Source organism: Halosolutus sp. YCN4 (assembly GCF_059736495.1).
In genome coordinates, this window is the sequence record NZ_JCASSM010000003.1 from 276,006 (window position 1) to 295,290 (window position 19,285).

The window sequence follows — 19,285 nt, forward strand, 5'->3', positions numbered from 1 at the left end:
ACGATTCTTATAGTCGGAGATAGGGACAGTTGAGACCAGTCTGGGCGGGTAAATTACTGGTATAGGGTGACGTCGGCCAGTAGCCGCCCGGCGCCCGGACGAGGGGTAATAGTAGTATTAGCGCGTAAATATGTAATTTATTATATTAACCAGAAATGGTAACATCTGTCCGCTAGAACCGTGATATGAAACCTATTTCAGTTATTGCGTTGCACGAATACCATGGTTCGAACCAGCAGGCGAAGCGTACTAACTGGTATCGGTGGTGCGGGGGCGCTATCCCTCACGGGTACGCTCGGCGCAGGGGGCAATACGCAGGGCCGCGAGATCATGTTGGGGATCCTGCAGCCGGAATCCGGTGACCTGGGGGAACTCGGAGGACCGATCGCCGACGGCGCCGAACTCCCTGCGATTCAACTCGCAGACGAGGGCAGTCCGTTCGACGTGATGGTCCAGCGGGAAGACACCCAGACGCTCTCCGAGACGGGAATCAGTGCCGCACAGTCGCTCGTCGACGCCGGGTTCCCGATGTTTACCGGCGCGGCGGCGTCCGACGTGACGATTCCCGTCGCTCAGGAGGTCGCGGTTCCCAACCAGGTCGTCATGTGCTCGCCGGCGAGCACGAGTCCGGACATCACGGACATCAACGACGACGACTTCGTCTTCCGGACCGCGCCGAGCGACGCGTTACAGGGGGAGGTCATCGCGGAACTCGCGTTCGAGGACCGCGGCTTCGGGAGTGCGGCGACGTTCGCCCTGAACGACGCCTACGGACAGGCACTCGCCGGCGTGTTCGAGGAGACGTTCGAGGAACTCGGCGGCACGATCACGGCGTCCGAGGCGTTCGAACCGGAACAGCCGTCGTACACCTCGGCTCTCCAGAGCGCGCTCGCGGACGACCCCGACTTCCTCCTGGTGATCGCGTTCCCCGTCAGCGGGGTGCAGATCTTCCGGGACTTCTACGCGGACTTCGACCCCGATCTACCCGTCATCGTCACCGACGGCCTGATCGAGGAAGACCTCCCGGACCAGGTCGACAACCCGATGAACAACGTCCTGGGAACCGCTCCGGCCGCGGCCGGCCCCGAGGTCGAGGTATTCGACGAGTTGTACGAAAACGAGTTCGGGAGAGCACCCGGGGTCTTCAACGCCCAGGCGTACGACGCGAGTGCCGTCATGATCCTGGCGAACGCCCGTGCGGGCGAAAACGACGGTCCGGCCGTCCGGGACGAGATGCGCGCCGTCGCGAACCCGAACGGCGAGACGGTCGGCCCGTCGAACCTCGCCGAGGCTGTCGACCTGGCCGCGTCGGGTGAGGAGATCACCTACGAAGGTGCCTCGAGTGCCGTCGTGTTCGACGACAACGGCGATCCACAGGCCGCCGTGTTCGACATCTTCGATTTCCAGGACTTCGAACTGACCGTAGAAGAACAGGTCGAGTTCGAGGCGGGGTCGGAGTAGCGAGGCCGACGATCGCCGTTTTCGGACGAATTACCCACCCAGGAAGTCCTGTCGGACCTGTTCGTCGGCGAGCAGCGCGTCCCCGGTGTCCTCGTAGCGATTGCGACCCTGGACCAGAACGTATCCTCGGTCGCACCGGCGAAGCGCCTTCTTGGCGTTTTGCTCGACGATCAACACCGCCGTTCCAGCGTCGTTGATCGCGTCGATCCGATCGAAGATGTCGTCGACGAGGTCGGGGGCCAGACCGGCCGAGGGTTCGTCGAGCATCAGCAGATCGGGATCGAGCATCAACGCCCGCCCCATCGCCACCATCTGCTGTTGCCCGCCGCTCATCGTGCCGACCTTCTGGTCCTGACGCTCCGAGAGAACCGGGAACCGATCGAAGACCGCATCCATCGCGTCCTGGGGCACTTCGTCGAGGATGTACGCCCCCATCTCGAGGTTCTCACGGACGGAGAGCGACGAAAAGACGTTGTCGTTCTGTGGAACGTATCCGATGCCGTAGGTGATGATGTCCTCGGGCCGCCGCCCGTCGATCCGCTCGCCCCTGAACTCGATCCGGCCTCCGAAGGAGGCAGTGAGTCCGAAAATCGACTTCATCACGGTGGACTTCCCCGCGCCGTTCGGGCCGACGACGACCACGTACTCCCCCTCCTCGACCGTCAGGTCGACCCCGTCGAGCACTTGGAGGTCCCCGTATCCGGCGTCGAGGTCATCGACGACGAGCACTAGACCTCACCCCCGAGATAGGCCTCGATGACGCGTTCGTCCCCCTGTATCTCCTCCGGAGTGCCCCGGGAGAGCACCTGCCCCTGGTGCATGACGATCACCGTCTCACAGTTGTTCATGATGACGTCCATGTCGTGCTCGACGAGGAGGAAGGTGTACCCCTGCGACCGCAGTTCGTGGATGCGATCGAGGAGTTTCTTCTCGAGCGTCGGGTTGACGCCGGCCATCGGCTCGTCGAGCAACAGCATGTCCGGATCCGTCAGGAGCGCCCGGGAGAGTTCGAGGAGTTTTCGCTGGCCGCCCGAGAGGTTCGCCGCGTCCTCGTGGGCCAGGTGGTCGATCTCGAACAACTCGAGCGTTTCCCAGACGCGATCGAGCAGTTCTCGTTCCTGCTCGACGAGCGACCCCCGAACGCCGGGGGTGACCGTTCGCCAGAGCGACTCGCCGAGTTGTCCCTGGAACGCCAACAGCATGTTCTCGAGCACCGTCATGCCGCTGAGTTCCCGGCTGATCTGGAAGGTCCGAACCAGCCCGCGATCCACCAGTTGCTGTGGTCCCAACCCGGTCACGTCCTCGCCCTGGAAGATCACGCGACCGGCATCCGCCCCGTAGACGCCGGTGATCAGATCGAACGTCGTCGACTTGCCGGCCCCGTTCGGGCCGATGAGCCCCGTCAACGACCCTCGTTCGATCTCGAAACTGGCACCGTCGACCGCGGTGATGCCACCGAATCGCTTTTCCAGGTTCGACACGCGAAGGATGTCCGTCTCCGCACGCGCCGATTCGTCGACCACTGTATCACTCATTCGACTCACCTCCCTGCTCTGACGAGGTACCGCGTTCACTCGGTGGCCGTTCTTTCGTCAGATCGATCGGCGAGGCCGGTTCGTTCCGGTGGCCGAGCATCCCGTCCGGCCGGTAGATCATCAGCGCGATCAGGACCACGCCGAAGAGCACGAATCGAAGATTCGGGAGTTCAGCCACCGTGTACCCCAGAAGCGGCATCGGATCGAGGTCACCGAGCGCGATCACCCCGTCGTAGAGCGTCGTAGTTCGGGGCAGGTCGAAGGTCGCGTCCACGATGCGCTGTACGAACGGCGGCCCCTCGAAGAGCAATCCGGCGAACAGGAGCGCCCCAACGACGCTTCCGGTGTTCGACCCGGACCCGCCGATGATCAGCGCGATGAAGATGTAGAACGTGATGATCGGCAGGAACAGGTTCGGATCGATGTAGCCCCGACGTCCCTGCCAGACGATACCTGCGAGTCCCATGATCGCACAGCCGACCATGAACACCTTGATCTTCACGCGATCGGTGTTCTTGCCGAGCGATCGCGCCGCGAGTTCGTCCTCCCTGATGGCTTTCAGCACCCGTCCGAACGGGGAGTTTCCGATCCGGGTGATGAGGACGAAGACGACGAGCACCAGCGCCACCAGGACGGCGGTGTACGCCCACCCCTCGACGACCGAGGTGCTTAGCTCCAGTGCGTCCCCGACTGCCAGGAACGGTCGTCCGACGAGGGTGGGACCCGCTTCGGGGTCCCCGCCGACGTACAGGAGCCGCCGGGAAATCGTGTTCCGCAGGTTCGGGAAGGACATTCCCTGTCCGCCGCCGGTTCCGAACTCGGTGCCGAACAGTTCGAACTCCCTGAGCAGGCTCGAGTTGTACAGCAGGCGGATCACCTCCGCGAACGCCAGCGTGACGATCGCGAAGTAGTCCGCACGGAGGCGCAACGCCGGCAGCGCGGCCACGAACCCGACGAGTGCGGCGGCCACGATTCCCGCCGGAATGCCGATCCACAGCGGCAGTCCGAGTCCGGGGAACGTGGCGTCCGGCGCGGCAGTCGTCAGCGCCGTCGTGTAGGCGCCGACGGCCATGAAGCCGGCGACTCCGATGTTGAACAGGCCCGTGTACCCCCAGTGGAGGTTGAGCGCCAGGACGACCAGCGCGAACGACGCCGCCAGCAGCGTGACCTGCTGGAGGGTGCTGACGATGCCGTTGAAGTCCAGTCCCGCCGCGAAACCGAGGACGACGAAGAGGCCGTACACCACGACCGTGGCCTCTCCGATGATGATGACGTCCTGGAGCCAGCGGGGGCGGCCGTCGGGGTCGGGAGCGGTCGGCATCTCCGCCCTCCCGGTGACATCGCCCCCGTCCGTCGAGAAGCGACGATCGCGGGTCACGCCGTCTCCACCCCCCCGAAGATCCCGGACGGCCGAAAGATGAGGATCAGGATCATGAGCGTGAACGCGGCGACGTTGGTCAGATCACCCGGAATCCACACCAGCGAGACGTTCGTCGCCAGCCCGATGATCAATCCGCCGGCGATCGCCCCGTAGACAGACCCGATTCCACCGAGGATGACCGCCGAGAAGATCAACAGGAGCAGGAACCACCCCGTGTTGAAGCTGAGCGTCCCCTGCTCTAAGACGACCAGATAGCCGGCCATGCCGGTCAGTCCCGCACCGATGATCCAGGTCATCAGGATCACTCGCTCGGTCGGGATGCCGGTGACCAGCGCGAGATCCCGGTTGTCGGCCATCGCCCGCATGGACGTTCCGAGTTTGGTGTGTTGCAGGAGGAGGTGGAGCGAAATCATCAGCGCTACCCCGACGACGACGAGCGTGAACTGGTGGACATGCAACGAATCGGTCCAGAAGACGAGTTCGTGGTCGATCGACGGCGAACTCCGCGTCACGCCGCGTGTCTGCTCGCCGTAGACGAACACGATCAGGTATCGCAGCGCCAGCGCGACGCCGACGCTCGCGATCAACAGCGGGATGCCGCCCGCGTTTCGCATCCGCCTGTACACAAGGCGATCGATCGCCAGCGCCACGAGAATCGTTCCGAGCGCCGCGACGAGCAAGCCGACGCCGATCGCGAGCGGTGCTCCGAACAGGTTCATATCGAGTTCGCGGGCGGAGGTTCCACGATTGGCGTTCAGCAGTATTCGCGACCCGAACTCGGCGACCCCGGTTCCCCCCACGACGTACGCGGCGGTCCAGCCGGTGAACGCGCCGGTGGTGACGAGGTCGCCGTGCGAGAAATTCGCGAACTTGAGAATAGCGTAGGTCATCGAGAGGCCGGCGGCGGCGAGCGCGACGATCAACCCGTCGACGAGACCTTGCCAGAGGAACAGCGAAAACGTGCTGAACTGGAGGTCACCGAGGGCGAGTCGACGAGTGAGGTCGAGGAACAATACGCCCAGGCCCGCCAGCAGCACTATCCCGAACCACTGCTCGATCGTCACCCCCGTAAGGGACCGTCGACCAGCTGCGAGCGCCATGGTATTACCTAGCTAGCAACATGGATAATACTTCACGCGACAGCGATCAGTAATAACTCGTTGTGGGAATAATCTGAAGGACGAGCGAAGTACATCGACGACTAACTCGCTGTATCCGATAGCTCAGTCCACGGAACGTAACCCTGGCCGAGACTGCCACACGGACGTTTGGAAGTCCGATCGCGCGCACCGGTCGTACGGTACCAGGGACGGCCGAGATATCGCGGTCGACGACGCGCTGACGCCGACGCGCCGATCGCTCTCGAGCGTTCGAGCGGCGGGCCGGCCCGATCGGGAGTTGACGGAGACCAACGACTAGTCGTGCCGATCGACCGACGCGCCGAGGTCGTACAGCACGTCGAAGAAACCGGGGAAGGAGACGTCCACGTGCTCGGCCCCCTCGAGCGTCGTCTCGCCGTCCGCGACCAGGCCGGCCAGCGCGAGCGCCATGACGATCCGGTGGTCCGCTCGGCCGTCGACGGTCGCCCCCTCGAGCGTCGACTCGCCGCCGTGGATCGTCAGTGCGTCGTGTTCTTCGGTCGTCTCGACGCCCATCGATCCGAGTTCGTCGGCCATCGCGCTCACGCGATCGGTCTCCTTGTAGCGGACGTGTTCGGCGTCCACGATCCGGGTGTCGCCGTCCGCAACCGCGCCGAGCGTCGCGATCGTCGGCAGGAGGTCCGGCGTGTCCGCGACGGAAACCTCGATCCCCGACAGCGGTGCCGCCGATACGTCGATCGTCCCCGCGTCGCGATCCCACTCGACGTCGGCACCCATCCGATCGACGACGTCGACGATGGTGGTGTCGCCCTGCGCGCTCGGCTGTGCGCCCTCGATCGTGACCGTCCCGTCGCCGGCGATCGCACCCGCCGCGAGGAGGTAGGAGATCGACGAGAAGTCCCCTGGGACGCGGTACTCGCCGTCGGCGGGTCGGTACTGCTGGCCGCCCGGGACCGCGAACCCGTCGTCGGTGTGGCGGGCCTCCACGCCGAAGGCCTCGAGCACCTCGACCGTGATATCGACGTACGGTGCGGACTTGAGTTCCGTCTCGAGGTCGACCTCGATCCCCTCGTCGGTGACCGCGCCCGCCAGCAGGAGCGCCGTGATGTACTGCGAGGAGACGTCGCCGGGGATCGATACCGTGCCGCCCTCGATCGGACCGCTGACGACCAGCGGCGCCTGGCCGTTCCCGCGGGTGCTTTCCGCCTCGCCGCCGAGATCCGAGATCGCCTCGAGAAGCGGGCCCTGCGGGCGCGATCGGAGCGACTCATCGCCCGTCAGCACCGACGTGCCGTCGGCGAGCGCGGCCGCCGCGGTGACCAGTCGCATCGTCGTGCCGCTGTTGTCGCAGTCGATCACGTCCGCGGGCACGTCCGGGCGCCCGTCGAAGCCCTCGATCTCGAGTGTCCCCTCGGCCGATCGCGAGACGGAGCCACCGAACAGGGTCACTGCGCGGGCGGTCGCCCGCGTGTCTGCGCTCCAGAGCGCGTCGTGAACCGTCGCGCTGTCGGCGTATCCCGAGGCGAGGATCGCCCGGTGGGTGTAGCTCTTCGACGGCGGCGCGCGGGCCCGTCCGCGAACACGGGACGGGGAGATGGTAACGTCCATACGGGGTCCTCGTCCGGCCGCCCTATCACGATACCGGTGGTGGTAGAATTCCGGACGTCTTCGTCCGGCCCGTTCCGACCTCACGAACGATTCCGATTCCGATCCCGTAACGCATACTCCACTTCCGTTCGAACCGCGAGACGATGCGCTCCGCCTCCCGCCGTCGACTGCTCGTCTCCGGGACGGCAGCGGCCGCCAGCGTCCTTACAGGGTGTACGTTCGGGAGGGCCAGCGTAGACCTCCTTGACGGCACCGTTCGGAACCGGGCGGGCACCGGTCGAACGGTCTCGGTCGAATTGATCCGATCGGACGGGGTGGTCGATTTCAGGCGGACGTACGACCTCCGACCGGACGACGACATCGAATTCGACGTCACCGATCCGGCGACGGAGTATACGCTTCGCACCGACGTGACGGGCGGGAGCACGAAGACCGAGCAGTGGAACAGCCGCGACTGTCGGACCGTCCGTGTCACGCTCCGCGAGACGGAAATCCAGTACGGTTTCGACGCGTGCTGACCGTCGACCGCCGCGTTGCGATCGCGCCGTCGAGACGCGAGGCGTCTCCGTGAGCGGAATCCGGGCAATTATGTGGGCCGATCGCACATCACCGGACATGGAGACCGATCTGTCGCCGCTTCTCTCGTATCTGGACGACGAGGGGCTGGACGGCTACCTGATCGACGACGACGCCTCGGACTCGGACCAGCGGTACGTCTCCGGCTTCGACGCGCCGGACGCCTACCAGACGCTCGTCACCGCGGACGGCGGGGTCCACCTGCTGGTTTCGGGTCTCGAGTACGGCCGCGCCAGTTCTGACGCGGACGCGGACACCGTCACGCGCCGATCGGCCTACGACTACCAGGACCTGATCGCGGAGTACGGGCAGTACGAGGGGACGATTCGGGGCGTGGCCGCGTTCCTCGCCGATCACGACGTCGAGTCGATCGCCGTCCCGCGGTCCTTCCCGACGGGAACCGCCGACGGCCTCCGCGATCGCGGCGTCGAGGTCACGGTCGAGTCCGAGGGGATCGTCGAGGACGTCCGCGCGATCAAGACCGAGTGGGAGATCGAGCAGATCCGGGCGACCCAGCGGGCCAACGAGGCCGCGATGGCGGCCGCCGAGGACCTCATCGCGTCCGCGGACGTCGAGGACGGCGTCCTCGTCCACGAGGGCGACCCGCTCACCAGCGAACGCGTCAAAGAGGAGATCGAGATCACGCTGATCCGCCACGGCTGTGCGCTCGACGACACGATCGTCGCCTGCGGGGTCGACGCCGCCGACCCGCACGATCGGGGCAGCGGGCCGCTCGAGGCGGACGAACTGATCGTGATCGACATCTTCCCGCGGGACAAGGAGACGAAGTATTTCGCCGACATGACCCGAACCGTCGCCGTCGGCGACCCGGACGACGAGGCCCGACGACGGTACGAGGTCACGAGGGCGGCCCACGAGGCCGCCCTCGACGCGATCGAACCCGGCGTAACCGGGGCCGACGTTCACGATGCGGCCTGTGACGTGATCGAGGACGCCGGCTACGAGACGCTCCGGAGCGATCCGGGAACGGAGACGGGGTTCATTCACAGCACGGGCCACGGCGTCGGCCTCGACATCCACGAACAGCCGAACGTCTCCCCCGCCGGCGGCGACCTCGAACCCGGTCACGTGATCACGATCGAACCCGGGATCTACGACCCCGCGATCGGCGGCGTCCGCATCGAGGACCTGGTCGTCGTCACCGAGGACGGCTACGAGAACCTGACCGACTACCCGATCGGCTCCGGCCCGACGATCGAGTGATACAGTTTACTGTAAGTCAGTTCCGGCGCAACCGCCGCCCGGATCGCGGTTGCGCCGGTACATCGGTACAGCAATCCGTATGAGGGCGCGGATATCGAACGAGCCGTCGATCGAGTAGTCCGCTCACCGCGAGCGCGCGATCCGCTCGGCGACGTCAAGTCCGTTTCGTAACGCCGCGTGAACCCGCGGCTCGCCGGCGACCCAGTCGCCGAGACAGTAGCAGTTCGCCTCCTCCGCCGCGCGAATCGGTCCCTCGCGCACCTGCCCCTCCGGCTGCGCGTACCGCCACCCCTGGTGGTCGGTCCAGTCGGGGTTCGTGAGTCGATCGTCGTCGAGGACGTCGGCGACCATCGACGACAGTTCGTCGAGGTTCGACTCGGGGTCGGCGTCGTAGTGGTCGACCGACCAGTCGTGGTTCGCCTGCACGACCAGTACGGACTCGCCGTCGGGGACGTGGCCGGGCTTGCACTCCTCGCGGGCGATCCAGCCGATCTCGTGGGCCTTGTCCGTGTTCACCAGCGCGTAGTAGGGCGTCTCGAGTTCGAACGGGTAGTGGAAGACACCCGTCCAGACCGTCCGGTAGGGGACGTCACCGATCGCCTCGACCAGTCGCGGGCGTAGATCGGCGTCCCACGCGGCCGATCGGAGCAGGGCCGCCGTCTGGGGTGCCGGCGGGTTCAGACAGAGCACGTCGAAGGGGCCCCACGACTCGCCGTCGTCGTCCTCGAGTCGCCACTGCGGAGTGCCGGTGCCGTCGCCGGACTCGCGGATCAGCCGTTCCACCCGCGTCTCGCGATGGACGGCCGCGTCGGTCCGGGCGAACAGCCGCTTGCCGAGCTGGGTGAGGCCCCGCCGGTAGGTCCACTTGTGCTCGTCGGCGTCCCGGCCCTCCGAAACGGTTCCGTCGCGGTCGAACGTCCAGACGGGCTCCGCGATGTCGACCAGTCCGTCGGTGTCGAGCGTTTCGGTCAGGAGGTCGACCACCCGATCGTCGTCGGACTTGACGTAGTTCGCGCCGTAGTCGTAGACGACGCCGTCGCGCCGTCGCGTCGCGGCCCGGCCGCAGACGCCGCGGGACTTCTCGAGAACCGTCACCGATGCGTCGTCGATCGTCTCCTCGAGGGCGTACGTCGCGGCCGCCGCGGCCGCGCCCGCGCCGACGATTCCGATCCGTGTCATAGTCGGTGTTCGAGGCCGGCGCATGAAGAACCCGTGTGCTAACAGTGTCGGCCGGGGCCGGCGGCGGGAACACACGAGGCGATCGTGCCGGCCGATCGGACGGCGACTCATACGGATTGCTGTAACTATTTACCGCCGATCACCAGGACGGGGTCGGCGATCGGCGGTAATTGACTACAGCAGTCCGTATCAGTCGGCGTACGTCTCCCGCTCGGCGATCAGGACCTCGGTCTCGTCGATCGACGCGAACACGCGCACGCGCTCGTCGGCCGCGTCGCCATCAGTGTCGTTGCCCGCTGTGTCATCGCCGCCGCTCCCGTCGCCGTCGTCGGTCTCCGGGCGTTCGGTGGCGAACTGGACGTCGCCGACCGTCGCCGTCCCGTTCACCGCGGGAATCTCGGTTTCGCCGACCAGGTCCCCGTCGCTCGTGACCCGAAGCAGGAACGCATCGTCGGTCGGGGCGACGTCGATCGCGCGGCCGTCGATCGTGGCCGCCGCCCGCACCGGATCCGACGCGAACGAGCGGGTCGTCTCGCCGTCGTGCCTTAGATCGACGACGTAGGCGCTCTCGTTGCCGACGACGTCCCAGCCGGTGCGCTCGGCGCGAACGGTCTCCCGCCAGCCGATCCCGCCGAGTTCGACCGACGCGGTGCCCTCGTGGGCGATGACGGCCGCGCGCTCCCCGACGGTCCAGATCTCGCGGTCGTCGTTGACGACGAACAGGCCGCTCTGCTGGACATCGAGGAAGGCCTCGTCCTCACCCACACCGTCCGGGTCCACGATCGGGGTCTGACCGGGGGTCGCGTTCTCCTCGTAGGTGACGGTGTAGCCGCCGACCGCGACACCCCCGGAACCGGGCACGGCGTCGCTCCCGACGACCAGCAGGTTGAACGGCACGCTCGGGAGCGCGACGAGGACGGTCAGGCCGACCAGGAGCGCGAACGCGGCCCCGCGACGGGTCACCGGGCCCGCGTAGATTCGATCGGGGACGATCGGCGGGAGTGCCGGCAGCGCGAGCACGACGGCGGCGACGAGCGAGGCCCCCACCATCGGGGCGAGCGGGACGTCGTCCCGGACGACGCCCGCGACGATACCCGCGAGCACCCCGACCGCGAGGACGGCGAGCCAGCCGATCGCGAGTCGGCGCCGCGTGGGGGCGCGAGGGAGGACGGAGAGGGGACGCGGTAGCGGTCGGGCGCGTCCCGCGATCGCGACGGTGAGCAGAAGCGTCAGGCCGATCACGAGGACGACGCCCGCACCGCGATAGAGGGTGTAGACGTCGTCGCCGCTCGAGACGAGCAGCCAGAGCGACTGGACGAGGCCGAGCGACAGGGCCGCGAAGAACACCCGCTCGGCCGCCGGACGCCGCCCGCGGTGTCCCAGCAGGGCGGCCCCGACGACGACGCCCAGCAGGAAGCCGAGCAGGTGGGCCTGGAACCCGATCCCGGCCCACGCCGGCGGCGCGGGCGCGCCCGGATCGATCGTCTCCCGGACGATCGGCTGTGAAAGCGCCAGGTACAGCGTCTGGAGCGCGCTCGCCGCGACGACGGCGACGACCGTCGAGATCGGGTAGGTCACCACGGCGAAGCCGGCGATCGCGAACACCGCGCCGGAGAACCCGAGGCCCGGCCCCAGCCCGAACACCGCGGTCAGGAACGCGGCGGCGAGGAGCGCGGCCGGGAACACGACGACGGCGCGAACCCACGGGCGGGCGAGCCATCCCTCGGCGCGTGTGCCGTCCGCGCCCGCTCCGTGCTCGCCCCTCGATCGGGTCGACGGCGGATAGTGGCCCCACGCGTACTCGGCGATCGGCGCGAACGCGAGCGTCCCGGCCATGTTCGAGGCGATGTGGCCCGGCGAGCCGTGAGCGATCCCGGCCGTGAGGAGTCCGGTCGGGTAGAAGTACGACCACGTGACGAACGGGAGCGTGACCGGATCGGACACGTGGCGGACGTTGCTCTGGACCAGCACGTAGAACGCGACGACGATCGCGACGGTGACGGCGGTCCCCCACGGAACCCCGTAGACGAACCGGTCCGCGACGAGCGATCGCCAGTGCCCCTTTCCCGCAGTGAGCCAGGCGAACCCGAGCGCGACGAGGACCGCCACAACGAGAACGACCTGCGTCGGTGTGATCGGCATCGGGTAGTCGTTGGACCGGCGGGAGCACAAAGATTTGGTCGATCGGACGGAGACTGGAGCCCTCGACGGCCGAGTTCCCGACAGCATCGAACGCACTCCTCACACGGCGGTCCCGACGACCCGTCGCTTCGAGCGAACCTCGCGCCAGCCGATCGATCGAACGGCTTTTGCGACGGCGGGCGGTAGACGTGCCCGATGGACGTACTGATCGTCGGCGCGGGGTCGATGGGGACGTGGTTCGGGGGCGCCGTCGACGCCGACGTCGCGTTCGCCGACGTCGAACCCGACGCCGCGACCGCGGCGGCTGACGCCGTCGACGGGGCGGTCGCCGAACTCGAGGGGACCGACAGCTACGACGTCGTCTGCGTCGCGGTGCCGATGGCCCACGCCGTCGACGCCATCGCGACCCACGCCGATCGGGCCGAGCGGGCGATCCTCGACGTCTCCGGCGTGATGGGGCCGCCGCTCGAGGCGATGGCGCGACACGCCCCGGGGCTCGAGCGTGCGAGTCTGCACCCGCTCTTCGCCCCCGAACGGGCCCCGGGATCGATCGCCGTCGTCCGCGACGAACCCGGCCCGACCACGGACGCCGTGCTCGAGGCGCTCGCGGCCCGGGAGAACGACCTCGTCGAGACGACGGCGGCCGAACACGACGAGGCGATGGAGTCGGTGCAGGCGGCGACCCACGCCGCCGTACTCTCTTTCGCCCTCGCGGCGGAATCGGTCCCGGAGGGGTTCGAGACGCCGATCTACGCCGACCTTCGAAAGCTCGCCGAAACCATGACCGAGGGGACGCCGCGCGTCTACGCGGACATCCAGGAGACCTTCGACGGGGCCGACTCCGTCGCCGAGGCCGCCGCCGCCGTCGCCGCCGCCGACGCCGACGAATTCGCGACGCTGTACCGCGAGGCCGCGGCCCGGTGGCACCGCGGCGACGGACCGACCGGCGGGGACGACTCGCCAGCGGTCACCGACGGCCCGACCGGGGGTGACGATCGGTGAGCGACCAGCGCGAGGCGATCCGATCGAACGCGAAGTACCTGCGCAACGTTCGCCCGATCGATCCCGAGGAGATCTGCGACTACGTCGAGGGGAATCCGCATCCGGCCGTCGTCCGCCAGCACCTTCGCGAGGACGCCGCCGACCTCGGACTGATCGAACGTGACGACGGGACGTTCGTCCCAGTCGACGAGGAACCGGTCGCCCCTCGTCGAGGCCCCGCCGAACGGGTCCCCGCCGCGTACGAGACCCGACTCGAGGACCTGCTGGTCGATCGCTACGGCGTGGGCTGGCACGAGGACGGGACGGGCGACCTGCTCCGATCGACGATCCGCCGATTCAAGGAGCGCTACCTCGAGCGACGGCCGGTCGAGTACGACGACGACGTGGCGGCGGGATACGCGATCTACCACCTGCCGGCCTACTACGCGGCGGTTCAGTACGCGCTGGACGACCTGGCCGATCGGGGCCTGCTCGGCCGTAACGTGCGCGTGCTCGACGTCGGGGCGGGCGTCGGCGGCCCCGCGCTCGGACTCTGTGACTACCTGCCCGGGGACGCCCTGCTCGACTACCGCGCGATCGAACCCAGCGCGGCGGCGGACGTCCTCGAGGAACTGCTCGCCGAGACGGGCCGGAACGTCCACACGACGATCCACCGGACGACCGCCGAAGCGTTCGACCCGGCCGCGGTGACCGACGGGAACGCCGCCGACGGCTTCGATCCGACCGCACCCGACGACGGATTCGACCTCGTGCTGGCGTGTAACGTCCTGAGCGAACTCGACGCCCCGGAGGCCGTCGCCGAGCGCTACCTCGAACTGCTCGCTCCGGACGGGACGTTCCTCGCGATGGCACCCGCGGACAGGAACACCGCGATCCAGTTGCGCGAACTCGAACGATCGCTGGAGGGGCGCGAAATCGACGTCGCGAACGGGACCGGCACCGTCACCGTCTACGGCCCCACGGTCCGGCTGTGGCCCGGCCACACCCCGTCCGATCGGGGCTGGTCGTTCGACGTGCGTCCGGACCTCGACGTACCGTCGTTCCAGCGCAAACTGGACGAGGCCACGCCCGAGAGCGACGACGAGCACGCCCCCGGCGAGTTCGTCAACGTCGACGTCCAGTTCGCCTACTCCCAGTTGCGACTGGACGGCCGACGACGGATCGACCTCGACCTCGATCGCGAGGAGTGGGCGCGGATGGCCGAGATGGATCGCCACGTCACGAACCGGATCGATCTCGTCGCGGCGAAACTCAGTCGCTCGCTGAGCGAGGGCGACGCCAACCCCCTGTTCAAGATCAGCGACGGGAGCGAGTCGATCGACCACTACGCCGTCCTCACGACGGAGACGTCGCTCAACCGGGCGCTGCTCGAGGCCGACTACGGCGCGGTCCTGGCGTTCGAGCGGATCCTCGCCCTCTGGAACGACGACGAGGAGGCCTACAACCTCGTCGTCGACGAGGAGACGATCGTCGATCCGATCGCATAGGTGCCGAGGAATTTGGCCTTTCGACCCCCACCTGGCACATCCAGTAGAACTCTCCAGAGAAAGCAGTCCGATCGACTCGCGCTCTGTATCTCTGACGAGCGCTATCGACCTCCCCATCGTCTAGCGTGACCGATACAGAGGGAGCATACAGCGGACCAACTCCAGTTGTTTTGGACGATCTGTAGTGGATCAGTAGATCTGCGTAGCTACTGCTACTGAGTGCCGATACGGAACGACAGTTCCCAGACCTGAACGCCCGTGATTACATTCGAGTCGCTTCCTTCGCTTCTTCGGCGTGTTCGAGCGCAAACTCCAGCTGTCGGCGGTGAACCGCTTCCAGTTCGTCCGCATCCGCGTCAGTGAGTTTCGTCGTCACGACCACGCCAGGGAGGCTCGTCTTCAGGTGTGAACCTCGCGTCTCAAGCATCTCCTCTAGGTTGAAGTCATCCATCGACATCGGTCCAGATAGGGGCGCCTGAGGCATCTACGTTTGCCCTTCGACGAGACGATGTGAGTTCTGAGAGACGATCACGTGACCGAGATGCACGCTGTATTCAACACCCGTCTGAAATATTCTCAACCGCTATCAGAAGGTGTATGCTGAATACAGAGGATGGGCCTTGTTTAGACGCTCCTGAATGGACAAGTCAGGAGCCCCTTCGTCTAACCAGAATACGGTGGTGACCACCTCACGGTCCAGTTTCGTACGTAGAGAACAACGCGTGAGAGCCGATTGTTTCCGCATCTAAACACGGCCCAGAGGATGTATGTAGCCCTGTCGCGGGCTGGATCGGCGCGCTATCTGCGGACACGGCGAATCCGTCACGACATCGCTTCAACGATGTCGCGGAACTCATCGAGGGTGAATGCTCGGAGCGTTTCGGTCGTCACGTTGCCGCTTTCTGCAAGCGTGAGCGCTCCCTGCGCCGCCGTCGTGTCGTCTGGGAAGTCGGCAATGACGACGCCGTCGTACCGGCCCATCGTGACGAAAAATTCCTTCCACGTCCCGCCCAGTGATTCGACCATCTCTTTCGCGTGTTCCGTCCGCTCGGGGCTCTCTCGCACGTTTGCGACGCCTTGCTGAGTGAAAGACGTCAAGAACACGTAAGTCGGCATTACGGACGTGCATACACCGAACTGAACAATATAGTCGTACCCCCGGTATCGATCTCTCTGGACAGCGTATTGACGCATACACGCTCTGTATTCAGCAGACTCTGACCGAACTCCCGAGTCGTTGTCACGAGCGTCGTGCTGGATACAGAGGCTGAGTTCAGCACGCTGGATTTGTTTCATGACGGAAAATAACTCAGGTTCCCAATAGACCTGCATATTAACTGGTGAGAATTTAACATCCAGCGTAGGGTTTGTGATGGGGATGGACGTTAGTTGTTTCCGCGACCGCCGCCTTCAACGATCAGAGTTCCTTCAAGTGTCTGAATCTCTCCTTCGTCGAATGACAACCGACAATCGTCGTTAGGTTCTTCAGTTGGATCTGGACAAAACTCAACAGACTCGTTGAATCGGGTTTTGAGAGCGATATCATACTCTCCTGGTGGTAACGGTTGGGTCGTATATGACCACGCCCTCCCAAGCATTGGTTCATCAACACTATCTAAGTGAAATTCTCCACAGTCGCTCCAATACTGATGAGACTCATCATACCCAATCGTCCGATCTGCCAACTCGACCTTGTGGTCTCGATACTCAAAGATTCTTTTATCCACTGTCTCACAATCGGTCAAATCGTGTCGTTTTACCATTAAGAAACCGTATTTAATCCATTCGCCAGTTGAGACAGTCCACTTTCCCCATGGGGCCGCTCTTCCATATGGAATATTCCTACTAGGTAATTCATTCTTACGGTCACCCTTGACACCGGATGAAAGAATAGTGGTTGTCGCCCCAATACCAGCTATCGCCGATAGTACCTTTCGTCTATTCATCATGACCGTGCGAGTTGTGGAATGGAAATGGGAAATATTTTAGGTAATTTATAATATGTGATTTACATAAATAAATAAAATTAATTTTGGTGAATTTTCTGCGGGACGGGTATTCCCCTTCCCCAAAATTAGTAGTTTGCTGAAAGATCCTTTGTGCTGACGGTCACTAACCCTCGCAGATTAGCTCTTGGTCCGCACCACATTCGCGCTCTGTATTCAGCAAAGACTGAACGTCCTACTCAGATTCTGTCAGAATCTGCCTGCTGAATATAGAGGAGATATCCAACAAACAGGCTCTATTTATTCCGAATAATTGTGGTTGAATCATCCATTCAGTATCCTTTCGAATATCCAAAACAGTTAAGAACATCTTGCTACCTGGCTCGTTCGAGCGTGCGGAATGGAGCGCGAAGCGGAATCGGCTCACCCCTGCAAAGAGTAGATCACGGTCTTCAGGAGGTTTAGGTACGGCCGACGATTTCAATCTGGTTTGCGAACGGGAACATGTCCTCCCAGTTCGGCATCCCGTCCATTGGCTCGGTTTTCCATTCGAATTCCCACGTGACTTCGTAGGTCGTTCCCTTCGGTTTTGGTGGTGTGGTATACTCGAACGAGAGGTGTTGGCCGTCTGAATCCTCCCAGTGCTCCCAGTCCTCGAACGCATCCAACACGAACGTTTCCCCGTCGATGGTGTAGGTCTGGATCGAGGAGTTGGCGAACGATTTGATCCGGTCACGATTGCCGGGGAACACCCACCCGTTATGGTGGAGGATCCAGTTTCCGACCGGTATTTCGCTGGTTTCATTAAACGGCGGGCTCCCGAGCGCCCCTGTTTCGGTTGTCGGGACGTTCGTGTTTGGCCTGGTTCCGGCTTGTGCTTCTGGCCGGGGGTCGGCATCGCCCGCTGCACTTCCGAGGCCTGCACCGGTAGCGACGGCCAGTGTCGATGCCGTTAATCGGAGTAGGTGTCGACGCTGCATACCAGCAAGATGGTTTAACAGACGATATTTAAATCTACCTGATATTTTATTTCGATTGTAGGATTGCCTAATGCCCTGCCTCCGTGGTTCTGACTGGTAGTTGCACTGCAAGTAACACTGGGGTCGGGAAGTTCGTGTGACCGATACGCGCTGTGAGTTCAGCACAGGTTGTTCGAACTACTCGGCTTCTGTCAGGAGCGGCGTGACCGGTTCAGAGTATGAGTTCAGCACGATGGTATCGTTTGTTTCACGCCAAGAGCAGTGAACGACCCGCACAGTGGTCGTGCGAATCTATCGGAGAGAATTAGATTATTCTCGTTTACGTGATTTTAATGATAACTTATAATGCGTTTCGATGACACATTGGCAGTGCGATGCAACGGAGAACATTCTTATCGGGATGTGTAATCGGCCTCTCGGCCGGTGGGCTAGCGATCCAGCCGGTTACAGCGAAGGAGAACGGCGAAGCTCCAAACGGCAACGTCTCTCGGCAGGTCGTCTACCCGTGGGGCTCAGATCAGACAGTTGATGCCGGTGAGTGGATCAAACATCGGGTCGGGTGGATTGACGTGCACGAGACGTCGAAAGAGGACATCGAAGAGTTCCTGGACGCCTCGACTGTCAACGCACGGATCGACGGGGACGAAGTCAACGATGCCGACCAGTACTGGTCCGAGCCCTACTACAACGAACGGTATGAAGGACTCACCGGCGTGAACGAGGGATGGTTCACGGAGTGGTCGTTCGTGACACCACCGAAGGAGCCGGGCGAGCACACGTTCAGCTTCGAACTATCCTTCGAAGAGAGATTCACTGATGGCGAACATGTATATCCGGAGGGGCTATCCATCCCTCTTGAGGCAACGTACACCGTGTTCAGTTAGAACCAACGGGGTAACACGAGAAACGACTGAAAACTACATCGAGACGTTGTTTGATCGAACAAGCCCTGACCAATCATCATCCCACCCGGATCGGAACCACGTTGTGTGCCACGTCCGCGCTTTGTATTAAGCACGACTCGCTGGACATTATCTAAAACTGGCAGGAACCGCAACGGTACGTTCGCATTCGTACTGACCGATTGCCCGCATCGAATTTCTCTGCCGAAGAGGGTGTGAATCAAGACTAATCAAACGTTCAGCACAGAGAACGGTTGTGTGAACGTCATCCTACCGTTCAGACCAAACATGTATTTATCAGATAGCTATAAACACGTCCTATGAGCGCACCGATCGGAGTGAAACTCATTTCGGTTCTGACGGGGCTCTACGGAGGAGTGTGGCTGATCGCAAGCATCCTCTGGAAGAACCATCCTGATCCGAACCTGTGGATGGCGCTCGGGTTTTGGATCGGCGTCGCTGTCGTGATACTGGCAGTGGGGTTGTGGGTACTCCACCCGATCGCGTGGGTGCTGACGATCGGCCTGTACGGGGTCGGCCTCCTCTGGACGACCAGGGAAATCGCGATGGGAGCGACGGACCGACTACTGGGTCTCTGTACGGGACTCCTCATCCTCGGCTATCTGGTCGCGCAGAAGGATCGATTCATCGCGTCGGCCCACCAGTCCTCGGAGAAGACGTAGGTAGTAATTACGATAGAACCGACTACCCTCGTGACCGCCGCAGGTCAGTCCTACGACAGGGACACACCGTGTGACGATC

General features: G+C 64.0%; 18 protein-coding genes. 7 read left to right on the forward strand and 11 right to left on the reverse strand.

What is annotated here, in order from left to right; all coding sequences use genetic code 11:
• Positions 1 to 222 precede the first annotated feature (222 nt).
• Positions 223 to 1,461 (forward strand): ABC transporter substrate-binding protein, encoded by a 1,239-nt coding sequence (locus AC6I6X_RS11910; RefSeq protein ID WP_497930735.1) that lies wholly within the window; start codon positions 223 to 225, stop codon positions 1,459 to 1,461.
• 30 nt (positions 1,462 to 1,491) lie between these two features.
• Here AC6I6X_RS11910 and AC6I6X_RS11915 read toward each other — a convergent pair whose 3' ends face one another.
• The 5 genes from AC6I6X_RS11915 to aroA form a co-directional block, all read right to left on the reverse strand.
• The gene (locus AC6I6X_RS11915; protein WP_497930736.1) at positions 1,492 to 2,190 is read right to left on the reverse strand and encodes an ABC transporter ATP-binding protein; all 699 of its coding nucleotides are present in this window, start codon (positions 2,188 to 2,190) and stop codon (positions 1,492 to 1,494) included.
• Positions 2,190 to 2,996 carry an ABC transporter ATP-binding protein gene (locus AC6I6X_RS11920; RefSeq protein WP_497930737.1) on the reverse strand — a complete coding sequence of 269 codons (807 nt, stop codon included), beginning with the start codon at positions 2,994 to 2,996 and terminating at the stop codon, positions 2,190 to 2,192. The genes AC6I6X_RS11915 and AC6I6X_RS11920 overlap by 1 nt, the downstream gene beginning before the upstream one ends.
• On the reverse strand, positions 2,989 to 4,317 hold the full coding sequence (locus tag AC6I6X_RS11925) for a branched-chain amino acid ABC transporter permease (protein WP_497931286.1): 1,329 nt from the start codon (positions 4,315 to 4,317) through the stop codon (positions 2,989 to 2,991). The genes AC6I6X_RS11920 and AC6I6X_RS11925 overlap by 8 nt, the downstream gene beginning before the upstream one ends.
• A 53-nt stretch (positions 4,318 to 4,370) precedes the next feature.
• Positions 4,371 to 5,477, reverse strand: a complete 1,107-nt coding sequence (locus AC6I6X_RS11930) for a branched-chain amino acid ABC transporter permease (RefSeq protein ID WP_497930738.1) — start codon at positions 5,475 to 5,477, stop codon at positions 4,371 to 4,373.
• 315 nt (positions 5,478 to 5,792) lie between these two features.
• Positions 5,793 to 7,085, reverse strand: coding sequence for a 3-phosphoshikimate 1-carboxyvinyltransferase (aroA, locus tag AC6I6X_RS11935; RefSeq protein WP_497930739.1), 1,293 nt, complete (start codon positions 7,083 to 7,085; stop codon positions 5,793 to 5,795).
• 143 nt (positions 7,086 to 7,228) lie between these two features.
• Here aroA and AC6I6X_RS11940 point away from each other — a divergent pair, with 143 nt between their 5' ends.
• Both AC6I6X_RS11940 and AC6I6X_RS11945 read left to right on the forward strand, forming a co-directional pair.
• The gene (locus AC6I6X_RS11940; RefSeq protein WP_497930740.1) at positions 7,229 to 7,603 is read left to right on the forward strand and encodes an Ig-like domain-containing protein; all 375 of its coding nucleotides are present in this window, start codon (positions 7,229 to 7,231) and stop codon (positions 7,601 to 7,603) included.
• 97 nt (positions 7,604 to 7,700) lie between these two features.
• Positions 7,701 to 8,885: a M24 family metallopeptidase gene (locus AC6I6X_RS11945; RefSeq protein ID WP_497930741.1), complete on the forward strand. Its 1,185-nt coding sequence runs from the start codon at positions 7,701 to 7,703 to the stop codon at positions 8,883 to 8,885.
• A 123-nt stretch (positions 8,886 to 9,008) separates the two neighbouring features.
• Here AC6I6X_RS11945 and AC6I6X_RS11950 read toward each other — a convergent pair whose 3' ends face one another.
• Positions 9,009 to 10,064 (reverse strand): NAD(P)/FAD-dependent oxidoreductase, encoded by a 1,056-nt coding sequence (locus tag AC6I6X_RS11950; protein ID WP_497930742.1) that lies wholly within the window; start codon positions 10,062 to 10,064, stop codon positions 9,009 to 9,011.
• A 189-nt stretch (positions 10,065 to 10,253) separates the two neighbouring features.
• On the reverse strand, positions 10,254 to 12,206 hold the full coding sequence (locus AC6I6X_RS11955) for a rhomboid family intramembrane serine protease (protein WP_497930744.1): 1,953 nt from the start codon (positions 12,204 to 12,206) through the stop codon (positions 10,254 to 10,256).
• 195 nt (positions 12,207 to 12,401) lie between these two features.
• Between AC6I6X_RS11955 and AC6I6X_RS11960 the strand changes: the two genes are divergently transcribed.
• Positions 12,402 to 13,208, forward strand: a complete 807-nt coding sequence (locus tag AC6I6X_RS11960; protein WP_497930745.1) for a prephenate dehydrogenase — start codon at positions 12,402 to 12,404, stop codon at positions 13,206 to 13,208.
• Complete coding sequence (locus AC6I6X_RS11965) at positions 13,205 to 14,695, forward strand: small ribosomal subunit Rsm22 family protein (protein ID WP_497930746.1); 1,491 nt, start codon at positions 13,205 to 13,207, stop codon at positions 14,693 to 14,695. Before AC6I6X_RS11960 ends, AC6I6X_RS11965 begins: the two co-directional genes overlap by 4 nt.
• A gap of 262 nt (positions 14,696 to 14,957) precedes the next feature.
• On the opposite strand, the gene AC6I6X_RS11970 is transcribed toward AC6I6X_RS11965, so the two are convergent.
• The 4 genes from AC6I6X_RS11970 to AC6I6X_RS11985 form a co-directional block, all read right to left on the reverse strand.
• A complete protein-coding gene (locus tag AC6I6X_RS11970) occupies positions 14,958 to 15,152 on the reverse strand; it encodes a hypothetical protein (RefSeq protein ID WP_497930747.1) in 195 nt (64 codons plus the stop codon).
• Between the two features lie 365 nt (positions 15,153 to 15,517).
• Positions 15,518 to 15,811 carry a GYD domain-containing protein gene (locus AC6I6X_RS11975; protein ID WP_497930748.1) on the reverse strand — a complete coding sequence of 98 codons (294 nt, stop codon included), beginning with the start codon at positions 15,809 to 15,811 and terminating at the stop codon, positions 15,518 to 15,520.
• Between the two features lie 269 nt (positions 15,812 to 16,080).
• Positions 16,081 to 16,641 (reverse strand): hypothetical protein, encoded by a 561-nt coding sequence (locus tag AC6I6X_RS11980; RefSeq protein WP_497930749.1) that lies wholly within the window; start codon positions 16,639 to 16,641, stop codon positions 16,081 to 16,083.
• 461 nt (positions 16,642 to 17,102) lie between these two features.
• Positions 17,103 to 17,621, reverse strand: a complete 519-nt coding sequence (locus AC6I6X_RS11985; protein WP_497930750.1) for a hypothetical protein — start codon at positions 17,619 to 17,621, stop codon at positions 17,103 to 17,105.
• 374 nt (positions 17,622 to 17,995) lie between these two features.
• Between AC6I6X_RS11985 and AC6I6X_RS11990 the strand changes: the two genes are divergently transcribed.
• Both AC6I6X_RS11990 and AC6I6X_RS11995 read left to right on the forward strand, forming a co-directional pair.
• On the forward strand, positions 17,996 to 18,505 hold the full coding sequence (locus tag AC6I6X_RS11990) for a hypothetical protein (protein ID WP_497930751.1): 510 nt from the start codon (positions 17,996 to 17,998) through the stop codon (positions 18,503 to 18,505).
• A gap of 338 nt (positions 18,506 to 18,843) precedes the next feature.
• Complete coding sequence (locus tag AC6I6X_RS11995; protein ID WP_497930753.1) at positions 18,844 to 19,206, forward strand: hypothetical protein; 363 nt, start codon at positions 18,844 to 18,846, stop codon at positions 19,204 to 19,206.
• Positions 19,207 to 19,285: the final 79 nt, after the last annotated feature.

What these genes read in the sequence shown, in the direction of transcription:
- AC6I6X_RS11910 (WP_497930735.1), top strand. Translation starts at nt 223, where the DNA reads ATGGTTCGAACCAGCAGGCGAAGCGTACTAACTGGTATCGGTGGTGCG.
- AC6I6X_RS11920 (WP_497930737.1), bottom strand. Translation starts at nt 2,996, where the DNA reads ATGAGTGATACAGTGGTCGACGAATCGGCGCGTGCGGAGACGGACATC.
- AC6I6X_RS11925 (WP_497931286.1), bottom strand. Translation starts at nt 4,317, where the DNA reads ATGCCGACCGCTCCCGACCCCGACGGCCGCCCCCGCTGGCTCCAGGAC.
- AC6I6X_RS11930 (WP_497930738.1), bottom strand. Translation starts at nt 5,477, where the DNA reads ATGGCGCTCGCAGCTGGTCGACGGTCCCTTACGGGGGTGACGATCGAG.
- aroA (WP_497930739.1), bottom strand. Translation starts at nt 7,085, where the DNA reads ATGGACGTTACCATCTCCCCGTCCCGTGTTCGCGGACGGGCCCGCGCG.
- AC6I6X_RS11940 (WP_497930740.1), top strand. Translation starts at nt 7,229, where the DNA reads ATGCGCTCCGCCTCCCGCCGTCGACTGCTCGTCTCCGGGACGGCAGCG.
- AC6I6X_RS11945 (WP_497930741.1), top strand. Translation starts at nt 7,701, where the DNA reads ATGGAGACCGATCTGTCGCCGCTTCTCTCGTATCTGGACGACGAGGGG.
- AC6I6X_RS11950 (WP_497930742.1), bottom strand. Translation starts at nt 10,064, where the DNA reads ATGACACGGATCGGAATCGTCGGCGCGGGCGCGGCCGCGGCGGCCGCG.
- AC6I6X_RS11955 (WP_497930744.1), bottom strand. Translation starts at nt 12,206, where the DNA reads ATGCCGATCACACCGACGCAGGTCGTTCTCGTTGTGGCGGTCCTCGTC.
- AC6I6X_RS11960 (WP_497930745.1), top strand. Translation starts at nt 12,402, where the DNA reads ATGGACGTACTGATCGTCGGCGCGGGGTCGATGGGGACGTGGTTCGGG.
- AC6I6X_RS11970 (WP_497930747.1), bottom strand. Translation starts at nt 15,152, where the DNA reads ATGTCGATGGATGACTTCAACCTAGAGGAGATGCTTGAGACGCGAGGT.
- AC6I6X_RS11975 (WP_497930748.1), bottom strand. Translation starts at nt 15,811, where the DNA reads ATGCCGACTTACGTGTTCTTGACGTCTTTCACTCAGCAAGGCGTCGCA.
- AC6I6X_RS11980 (WP_497930749.1), bottom strand. Translation starts at nt 16,641, where the DNA reads ATGAATAGACGAAAGGTACTATCGGCGATAGCTGGTATTGGGGCGACA.
- AC6I6X_RS11985 (WP_497930750.1), bottom strand. Translation starts at nt 17,621, where the DNA reads ATGCAGCGTCGACACCTACTCCGATTAACGGCATCGACACTGGCCGTC.
- AC6I6X_RS11990 (WP_497930751.1), top strand. Translation starts at nt 17,996, where the DNA reads ATGCAACGGAGAACATTCTTATCGGGATGTGTAATCGGCCTCTCGGCC.
- AC6I6X_RS11995 (WP_497930753.1), top strand. Translation starts at nt 18,844, where the DNA reads ATGAGCGCACCGATCGGAGTGAAACTCATTTCGGTTCTGACGGGGCTC.